The 9,580-nt window shown below is 46.5% G+C and carries 10 protein-coding genes; 1 reads left to right on the top strand and 9 read right to left on the bottom strand.

From position 1 onward, the window contains the following. The first annotated feature begins 948 nt into the window (after positions 1 to 948). Complete coding sequence (locus ACGTN9_RS17080) at positions 949 to 1,155, top strand: PLDc N-terminal domain-containing protein (protein ID WP_499595004.1); 207 nt, start codon at positions 949 to 951, stop codon at positions 1,153 to 1,155. 193 nt (positions 1,156 to 1,348) lie between these two features. Here ACGTN9_RS17080 and ACGTN9_RS17075 read toward each other — a convergent pair whose 3' ends face one another. The 9 genes from ACGTN9_RS17075 to ilvC all read right to left on the bottom strand — a co-directional run bounded on the left by ACGTN9_RS17075 (position 1,349) and on the right by ilvC (position 9,573). Next, positions 1,349 to 1,549 (bottom strand): hypothetical protein, encoded by a 201-nt coding sequence (locus ACGTN9_RS17075; RefSeq protein ID WP_499595001.1) that lies wholly within the window; start codon positions 1,547 to 1,549, stop codon positions 1,349 to 1,351. Positions 1,550 to 1,636: 87 nt separating this feature from the next. Continuing rightward, positions 1,637 to 2,371 carry a Bax inhibitor-1/YccA family protein gene (locus tag ACGTN9_RS17070; RefSeq protein WP_499594998.1) on the bottom strand — a complete coding sequence of 245 codons (735 nt, stop codon included), beginning with the start codon at positions 2,369 to 2,371 and terminating at the stop codon, positions 1,637 to 1,639. Between the two features lie 116 nt (positions 2,372 to 2,487). Then, positions 2,488 to 2,652 carry a YqaE/Pmp3 family membrane protein gene (locus ACGTN9_RS17065; protein WP_499594995.1) on the bottom strand — a complete coding sequence of 55 codons (165 nt, stop codon included), beginning with the start codon at positions 2,650 to 2,652 and terminating at the stop codon, positions 2,488 to 2,490. Between the two features lie 120 nt (positions 2,653 to 2,772). Further along, on the bottom strand, positions 2,773 to 3,723 hold the full coding sequence (ilvA, locus tag ACGTN9_RS17060; protein WP_499594992.1) for a threonine ammonia-lyase: 951 nt from the start codon (positions 3,721 to 3,723) through the stop codon (positions 2,773 to 2,775). 96 nt (positions 3,724 to 3,819) lie between these two features. Then, positions 3,820 to 4,413, bottom strand: a complete 594-nt coding sequence (gene leuD, locus ACGTN9_RS17055; RefSeq protein ID WP_499594988.1) for a 3-isopropylmalate dehydratase small subunit — start codon at positions 4,411 to 4,413, stop codon at positions 3,820 to 3,822. 12 nt (positions 4,414 to 4,425) lie between these two features. Continuing rightward, a complete protein-coding gene (gene leuC / locus ACGTN9_RS17050; RefSeq protein WP_499594985.1) occupies positions 4,426 to 5,847 on the bottom strand; it encodes a 3-isopropylmalate dehydratase large subunit in 1,422 nt (473 codons plus the stop codon). A gap of 24 nt (positions 5,848 to 5,871) precedes the next feature. Beyond that, the gene (gene leuB, locus ACGTN9_RS17045; RefSeq protein WP_499594982.1) at positions 5,872 to 6,978 is read right to left on the bottom strand and encodes a 3-isopropylmalate dehydrogenase; all 1,107 of its coding nucleotides are present in this window, start codon (positions 6,976 to 6,978) and stop codon (positions 5,872 to 5,874) included. Between the two features lie 32 nt (positions 6,979 to 7,010). Further along, complete coding sequence (locus ACGTN9_RS17040) at positions 7,011 to 8,555, bottom strand: 2-isopropylmalate synthase (protein ID WP_499594979.1); 1,545 nt, start codon at positions 8,553 to 8,555, stop codon at positions 7,011 to 7,013. Positions 8,556 to 8,559: 4 nt separating this feature from the next. Further along, positions 8,560 to 9,573, bottom strand: a complete 1,014-nt coding sequence (gene ilvC, locus ACGTN9_RS17035) for a ketol-acid reductoisomerase (RefSeq protein WP_499594976.1) — start codon at positions 9,571 to 9,573, stop codon at positions 8,560 to 8,562. Positions 9,574 to 9,580 lie beyond the last annotated feature (7 nt).

The raw sequence follows: 9,580 nt of genomic DNA, 5'->3' as shown, positions 1-9,580 counted from the left end.
AATGGTCGTGCTTTGCGGAAAACTGTTAAAGATCTTTTTTGGTTTATCGAACCGCCAGGTTCACTTCAATGAGGACCGAATGAAACAGGACCTCCACTGTCTTCAACAGGCAGCGTAACCTATATTTTCTTACCCATAAGATGACACGGAGAAGCTGGCGCAAAGTGAGACAACAGACTACGAGTCTATACGGGAGAATAAAGCCGGCCTCTGCCTTATGATGAGACCAAACGAAGGAATGTAGGCGCACGACGCCAAGAGACATGGGAGGGTACGTCCTCATAAGAAAGCAGGGATCCAAGGTGCATCGATTTATACAAAAAGGATGACCTAATAAAGTTAGGAAACGCAACGCGTCTCCTTGTTTTCCTTAAAATTGAAGAAAAGGAATAAACCGACAGATAATTGTAGGCAAAAATTTTTTTGAAAGATAAAAGACAAGTTACAACCCTTGATGTATCAACATTTCCGGAGGGAGTCTCACCGTTTCGCCGCCACCCTACCCGTATTTTGACTAACGAACCCTATGTTATAAGAAGGTATCTTACACATTTACTGCTTGAAAAGCCCAATGATGCAGAAAATAAGCCCTCAGCTGTTACTATGTTGGAACGATTCTGCCTCCTGATATTTCCGTTTCTCATATAAACGCAAGGAGGGCCGGGAAATTGCGAGACTCCTATGGGAGGATAGGACATGGTGAGATCCCGCAAGGCGAAGCCTGAGGAAGCTCACTGTCCGCCCATGGAAAGCGAGTGATTTCCCGGCCCTCTAAACGCTCATAACCGAAATGGAAACAGTTTCTCTCGAAACTGAGTCTTCAGCAAATGGCAGCTTAACTGTAAAATCAATCGTGTCGTGTCTTTCAGGGCGCTTGCACTTTTCTAATATTGAAACATACTTCCAAGTAACCGATAATAGGATGGGAGAGAAAAGGGGGAGTAACAAATGATGGAAATGGGTGGCTTTCTGTTTTTCGGAGTGTTCTTCGTACTTCTGTTATTCGTGTTGAATATTGTGACCAGCATTTGGGCCTATCGTGATTCCCAGAGAAAAGGGAAGAGCCAGGAGTATGCCCTTATCATCCTGATTGGTACATTATTTTTTCCAATCATCGGTCTGATCATTTATTTAATCATCCGGAATGATGTATGATTTTTTCTAATTGTCTAGTAACCGTTTAGCATGTCTAGAAAATCTTAAGGAATGTCCAGTAAGTGCAATGAAATGTCTAGTAAGCTGTACCTCATTTCTAGTAAACAGGTATCCTGTCCAGTAAAAGCCTATGATACATAACCAAAAGGCTGTGCCATTTAGGCACAGCCTTTTCTGACTTTGCTTTGTGATTCTATTTGCCGACTTCTTTGAACAGGTTGTCGTGCCACTGGTAGGCGTGTTTCGAAAGGTCTTCCGGTGATTCATTCCTTGGGGAAGCATTTCTGACAATCTCCTGCTGATGTACAGGTAGCTTTTCATACGCGTCCCTAAGTTCACTTGTATATTGCATATGCCGTTTCAGTTGATAGAGAAAATCGTTCAGTTCATCCATTTCTTATCTACCTCCTCTACCAACTATCTTCCTCTTAGTAGAAAAATTAAAACCTGCAACCAGGTAGAAACTGATTGCAGGAACAAATCAACGGTTTCTTAATTTAGCTAATAGCCGGAGCATTTCGATGTACAGCCAGACAAGGGTGACCACTAATCCGAAAGCTCCGTACCACTCCATGTGCTTCGGAACGCCGCGGTTGGAAGCCCGTTCAATAAAATCGAAATCAAGGACGAGGTTCAATGCAGCGACTGCGACGATGAACAAACTGATTCCGATCCCAAGCAGGCTTGATTCGTGCAGCAATGGCACCTGGATCGATGTAAAGCTTCGAAGGATAATATCCAGCAAATAGACGAGGAAAATTCCGAGCGTGGCAGCAAAAACGCCTAACCGGAAATTTTTCGTCACTTTTATAATCCGCAGCTTATAAGCGATCAGCAAAGCGAATAAGGTCATCATTGTAAGCAGTGCTGCCTGGATGACGATACCTTCATATAAGTTTGCATATTGCGCTGAAATAGCCCCGATAAATAATCCTTCCAGTGCAGCATAGATCGGTGCCGTAACTGGAGCTGCTTTCGGTATGAAGGCGGTTATCAAAGCAAAAATCAACGAACCGATAAGGCCGATCCAGATATAAATCGTCACCGGTTGATTGTTGTAATAGAGGTTCCATGTATAATAAGCAGTCGCCATCAAGATAAAAAGAAGGATGAACACTTTATTCACGGTTCCTGCTAGTGTCATTGTCCGTTTTCCTGATTTAGCCCGCTGCCTGCCAAATATATTGTCATTCAACGTCGGGTTCGCTGTCCTCATGTTCCACGCTCCTTTTTCCTGATAGGCTAGTCTATGCTTCCTCGTTACCATTGTATGCATTAGAAGGCCCTATGTAAAAGGAAAAAGCCCCTGAAAACAGGGGCCATGTTCCTCTATTAAACGGTGCCGATCTCTTTGTTACGTACAACTAAGACAGCGTGGATCGCACCTGGAATCCAGAAAATCGCTGTAAGAATTAAATTCATTAATGCTGACATTGGTCTGCCTGCCATAAATACTGCTAAAGGCGGCAGCAATACTGCTAGAATGTATTTTAACATAATCGAATGCCTCCTTTAGTGTTGTACATACCACAAGAAAGCAGGCGTTAATCTGCTATCTTTGAAAATAGGAAAAATAGCTCAGTAAAACAGGCAGCCGATTTTCGGCTGCCTGTACATTTATACGACCTGATATTTTTTTTGCTGTGATAATGATTGTATCGACGGCAATTTAGCAATGTCCATATTGCCGCCGCTTACTACCACACCACATTGTGTGGAGTTGATTTTTTCATGATAGGAAAGGAGGGCAGCGAGTGCTGCAGCACCGGCACCTTCCACCATCGTCTTTTCCCGTTCCAGCATGTGGACCATGGTTGCCGCTAACTGTTGATCAGAGACAGTCACGATATGGTCGACATATTTACGGATAATAGGATAGGTCAGCTCACCTGGACGTTTGACGGCGATTCCATCAGCAATGGTAGAGACAGAAGGGAGGGAAGTTACCCCTTTAGAATGAAATTTGTTGTAAGTCGCACTTGCACCTTCTGCCTGTACGCCGATCACCTTGATGGTCGGATTGATATTTTTTGCTGCAAAAGCGATTCCGCTGATCAAACCGCCCCCTCCTACAGGGACGATCAGTGTATCAAGGGAAGGCTGTTGCTGCAGCATCTCGGTGGCGATGGTTCCTTGTCCTGCCATGACATCGGGATCATCGAAAGGGTGGATAAAAACAGCTTGTGATCGTTTTTGTTCCTGGACGGCCGCTTCGTAAGCTTCCTGGAACGACTCTCCAGTCAACACAATTTTAGCCCCGTAGCCTTCTGTTGCTTTCGTTTTTGCTTTTGGAGTATTGGCTGGCATAAAGATTTTAGCCTCAATGCCACGTTTAGCTGCTGCCAGGGCAACCCCCTGGGCATGATTGCCGGCGGAAGCAGCAATCACCCCTCGCTTCATTTCATGCTGCGTCAATTGTGAGATTTTATAGCTGGCACCTCTGATTTTGAAAGCGCCTGTCTTTTGCTGGTTCTCCATCTTCATAAACACTTTTTTTCCTGTTTGTTCATTCAATGTCGCTGAAGTGGTGAGCGGGGTACGATGCACAACAGAGGATAGCTGTTCCATTGCATCCGCCACCTTGGTTAATAATAACGAATTCCCAATGTCTTCACACTCCTTAAAATTTTATTTGTTGATTTCTCGGACTCATTATCATAAAATTCATCCGGTAATTTGCTGGCGTTCTTCGTAGGCGGTGATTTTGTCTTCATGCGTCAATGTGACGGCGATTTCATCCCAGCCATTCAAAAGCATCTGCTTGTGATAATCAGAGATATCGAAACTGAAATTGAATTCTTCTTCGTCAACGACCAGCTGCTTTTCTAAATCGATGGTCAATTCAAGCTTTTGCTGTTCGGCTTTTTTGATGATTGCCTGTGTTTCATCTTCACTTAATTGTACAGGCAGAATTCCATTTTTGACGCAGTTGTTATAAAAGATGTCAGCGAAACTCGGAGCAATCACAACCCTGAAACCATAATCCAGGATTGCCCACGGCGCATGTTCGCGTGAAGAACCACAGCCAAAATTGTCGCCGGCCACCAGAATCGAAGCATTGTTATATTTTTCATCATTCAGCGTAAAGCTGTCGCGTTTTTCTCCTTCTTCATCGAAACGCCAATGATAGAAAAGGAACTGGCCGAAGCCTTGCCGTTCGATGCGCTTCAAAAATTGTTTTGGGATGATCTGATCGGTATCAACATTAGCCCGGTTCATCGGATAGACAAGACCGGAATGTACGCGTATCGGTTCCATGGAATTAACCTCCTATCCATTCAGTGCTGTTTTGGTATATTGGCGGACATCCACAAAATGTCCTTCGAGAGCAGCGGCTGCTGCCATTTCCGGGCTGACCAGGTGGGTACGGGCGCCATTTCCTTGCCGGCCTTCGAAGTTCCGGTTGGAAGTAGAGGCACAGCGTTCTCCCGGCGGAATGATGTCGTCATTCATCGCCAGACACATGCTGCAGCCTGCATCGCGCCATTCAAACCCTGCGGTTTTAAAAATGACATCCAGGCCTTCAGCTTCTGCCTGTTCTTTAACCGTTTTGGAGCCTGGGACGACGAGCGCGGTCACTTTTTCATGCACTTGCTTACCGCGAACGATGTCGGCTGCTCTTTTCAAATCGCTCAACCGTGAGTTGGTACAGGAGCCGATGAACACATGCTCGATTTCAACAGAATCAATCGGCTGATTGGCTTCAAGTCCCATATAATCCAGGGCGCGTTGAACTTCGTCCTGTTCATAATCTTTTTCCTGACTGGCAGGATCAGGAACATTGGCGCTGACAGGAACACACATGGCAGGATTCGTACCCCATGTGACCTGTGGCTCGACTTTATCTGCATCGATTTCTACTGTTGCATCGTAGCTTGCACCTTCATCGGTCGCAAGGGCACGCCAATCTGCTGCAGCCTGTTCAAAAGCTTCTCCATCCGGTACATGGCGTTTGCCGCGGAGGTAATCGATCGTCGTATCGTCTGGAGAAATCAGACCGGCTCTGGCACCTGCTTCAATCGACATGTTGCAGACAGTCATGCGCTGCTCCATAGATAGCTCACGGATTGCATCTCCTGTATATTCGATGACGTAGCCGGTACCAAAGCGAACCCCGTATTTTGCTATAATTGCTAAAATCAAATCCTTCGCCGTGACGCCGGTGCCAAGTTTGCCATTTACTTTCACTTGCAACGTTTTAGGTCGTGCCTGCCCAAGAGTCTGAGTAGAGAGGACATGTTCCACTTCACTGGTTCCAATCCCGAAAGCCAGGGCACCGAACGCGCCGTGCGTGGAGGTATGGCTATCCCCGCAGACAATTGTTTTACCAGGCTGTGTCAGCCCAAGTTCCGGGCCGATGACGTGGACGATCCCTTGATCGGGATGGTCGATATCAGCGAGCGGGACACCGAACTCTTCGCAGTTTTCCTTTAATGTGTGCATTTGTTTTTTCGAGACTTCATCCTTAATGATATGACGCTGCTTCGTCGGAACGTTATGATCCATGGTCGCAAAAGTTAATTCAGGGCGGCGTACTTTCCGCCCTTTCATTCTTAGTCCTTCAAAAGCCTGGGGAGAAGTGACTTCATGGATCAAATGCAGATCGATATAAAGAAGATCAGGCTTGCCAGGCTCCTGATGGACGATATGATTGTTCCAGATTTTTTCGATAATCGTTTTCGGCTGGGTCATGTTTTCACTCCTCACATTGTGTAATCAGGCGTAGGCACTCATGATACAGCTGCATGCATCATTTTGTGACATATATTCCACGACCTTATGGGTCATGTTGGTCGTATTAGTTTCAATGCCGTTGGTTATCTTCAAGTCTTTGGTATGGTAGCCAAGGTCAACCACGTCTTCGACCGCTTTTTCAATGCAGGATGCTTCTTCATCCATTCCAAATGAATGACGGAGCATCAACGCAGTGGATAGAATCATTGCCAATGGGTTGGCGATATTCTGTCCGGCGATATCCGGGGCAGAACCGTGAACCGGCTCATATAGCCCAACGCCATCGCTGCGAAGACTGGCAGATGGCAGCATGCCAAGGGATCCAGTCAACACAGAAGCTTCATCACTTAGAATGTCACCGAACATATTCTCTGTCACGATGACGTCAAACTGAGCTGGATTCTGAATCAGTTTCATAGCTGCAGCGTCGACCAGCATATGCTCGACAGTGACATCCGGGTAATCTGCTTTTTTCTCTTCCACGACTTCGCGCCACAACTTACTGGACTCCAGTACATTCGCTTTATCGACGGAAGTTAAATGGTTCCGGCGCAGGCGGGCGCTTTGGAACGCTTTGTCGACGATCCGTTCGATTTCATGTCGTTCATAGTAAAGGGTATCGACAACAGACTGGCCATTTTCCTGACGTTCACTTGGTGTTCCAAAGTAAAGGCCTCCGGTCAGTTCGCGCACGATCAACAGGTCACTGTCTTCTACTAATTCTTCCTTAAGTGGGGAGGAGCCAAGCAGCTTCTTAAACCCTTTGACCGGTCGAAGGTTGGCAAATAAGCCAAGTTCTTTTCGGATACCCAGCAGTCCTTTTTCTGGACGGAGGTGGGAAGGGAGGTCATCCCATTTCGGACCTCCGACTGCCCCTAAAAGTATTGCATCCGCCTGTTTACAGGCTGCAACGGTTTCTTGCGGAAGGGGAGTACCATGCTCATCGACCGCTGTACCGCCGATGGCATGCGTCTCAAATGTGAACGTATGACCGAACTTTTCTGCAATTTCTTCTAAAACCGCACGAGCTGAACCAATGATCTCCTGGCCGATTCCATCACCAGGAAGTAGGACGATGTGCTTTTTCATAAAATTTCCTCCCTCAGTAATAGTAGTGTTCTTTATACGTGCGCTTGTGATTGTTCTTCGACATGCTGGGTGACGAAAACTCGATTGACTGCATTTAAAAATGCGTTAGCGGAAGCTTCTAATACGTCCTGCGCCGTACCACGTCCGCCGGTTTCCGTACCATTAACCGTCATTTTCACATGAACTTCTGCAAGTGCATCGCGCCCTTTACCAATCGAACTCAATTGGTAATCTTCTAAATGTATTTCTTCGTGAACCAGACTTTCGAGTGTATTGTAGATTGCTTCCACACTACCCTGGCCTGTGCCGGCATGCTCCAGTCTCTTTCCTTCCGGTGTCGTCAATGCCACAGTAGCGGTCGGCAGGTTGGCGGATCCGTATTGTACCTGGAAAGCTTCCAACTGATATTTCTTGATGGTGACACTGTCAACCTGTGTTTCCATCAGAATGGTGAACAGGTCATCGTCGGTTACTTCTTTTTTCTTAGCCGTCAATTGCTTAAAGGCCATGAAAGCTTCTTTCATTTTGGCATCGTTGAATTTATAACCCAGTTCATGAACTTTTTCTTTGAAAGCGTGACTCCCGGAATGCTTGCCAAGTACCATGCTGTTCGATTTTACTCCAACCATTTCCGGTGTGATGATTTCATAAGTGGAAGCTTCCTTCAAAACACCATCCTGGTGGATACCGGACTCATGGGCAAAGGCATTGCGGCCGACCACTGCTTTGTTTCCAGGAATCATCATGCCGGTCAGCTTGCTGACCATGTCACTCGTACGTTTGATTTCTTTCAAGTTCAATCCGTTTGTATACGGATAGACGTCCTGACGAATTTTCAAGGCAACCGCAATTTCTTCAAGGGAGGCATTGCCGGCTCGTTCGCCGATGCCGTTGATCGTACCTTCCACCTGGGTCGCTCCATTTTCAATGGCTGCGATGGAGTTCGCGACAGCCATGCCAAGGTCATCATGGCAGTGGGCGGAAAGGGTTACCTTGTCGATGTTCGGAACATTTTCTTTCAAATGACGGAATAGCTTTCCGTATTCATCTGGAGTCGTATATCCGACCGTATCTGGAATATTGATGACCGTAGCCCCGGCATTGATAACGGCTTCTACGATTTTGACAAGAAAATCGATGTCCGTACGCGTAGCATCTTCAGCTGACCATTCGATATGGTGGAATTTCTGTTTCGCATAAGCGACTGTCTCAACTGCTGTCTGCAGTACTTCTTCTGGTGTTTTCTTCAATTTATAGGTCATGTGAATGGGGGAGGTGGCAAGGAAGATATGGAGACGAGGCTCCACACCATCCTTTAAAGCTTCCCATGCTGTATCGATATCACTTTTAACTGCGCGAGCCAATCCTGCGACAGAAACATTCTTGATCGTGCGAGCGATTTGCTGTATCGCTTCAAATTCGCCTTCGGAAGAAGCAGGGAAGCCAGCTTCCATAATATCTACGCCAAATCGTTCCAGTTGTTTGGCAATCTCGATTTTTTCAAGTTTATTCAGGTTGACTCCGGCTGATTGTTCACCATCACGAAGGGTGGTATCAAACACCTTCACATGGGTCATGAGCTTACACCTCCTGTTTTTGTTTCTTCTGCTGCTTGACGAACGGCATCAATTCGCGTAATTCACGTCCCACCTTTTCGATTTGATGGTTATTTTCCAGGTTATTGGTGGCATTGAATTCTGGACGGTTGACCTGGTTTTCCATGATCCAGCCTTTAGCGAATTTACCTGTCTGGATGTCGCTTAGTACTTCTTTCATGCGGGCTTTGGTTTCATCGTTGATGACACGCGGTCCGGATACGAAGTCGCCCCATTGTGCTGTGTCGGAAATGGAATAACGCATGCCTTCCAGTCCGCCTTCATACATCAAGTCGACGATCAATTTCAGTTCGTGCATACATTCGAAGTAAGCAACTTCCGGCTGATAGCCTGCTTCTGTAAGTGTTTCAAAACCGGATTTGACAAGGTTGGAAAGGCCACCGCAAAGGACAGCTTGCTCTCCGAACAGATCTGTTTCGGTTTCTTCCTGGAAGGTTGTTTCCAGTACACCAGCACGGCCAGCGCCGATGCCTTTTGCGTAGGCAAGTGCCAATTCTTTTGCCTCGCCGGTATAATCCTGTTCAACACCGATCAATGCCGGTACGCCTGCGCCTTCTTCGAATGTCCGGCGTACCAGATGTCCTGGCCCTTTAGGTGCTACTAGGAATACGTCGACGTCAGCAGGAGGGACGACCTGGTTGAAATGGACATTGAATCCGTGTGCGAAAACCAGTGCGTTTCCAGCCTGCAGATTCGGTTTGATTTGTTCTTCAAAAACTTTCGGCTGGTGTTCGTCGGGTAGAAGTACCATGACGACATCTGCTTCTTCGACTGCTTCCGGTACGGTTTTTACTTCCTGGCCGTCTTGTTCCGCTTTGTCCCAGGACTTACCTTTTCTTAAGCCTACAACTACCTGATGTCCGCTTTCTTTCAGGTTTTGTGCATGTGCGTGACCTTGAGAGCCGTATCCTACAACTGCTACCTTCTTGTTCATCAATACCTGTTCGTTAATGTCGTTATGATAAAGTACCTTTGCCATGATTAAT

It is taken from the genome of Halobacillus sp. B23F22_5 (genome assembly GCF_043497085.1).
Taxonomy (GTDB): domain Bacteria; phylum Bacillota; class Bacilli; order Bacillales; family Halobacillaceae; genus Thalassobacillus.
This window is presented reverse-complemented; position numbering and strand designations above follow the sequence as displayed.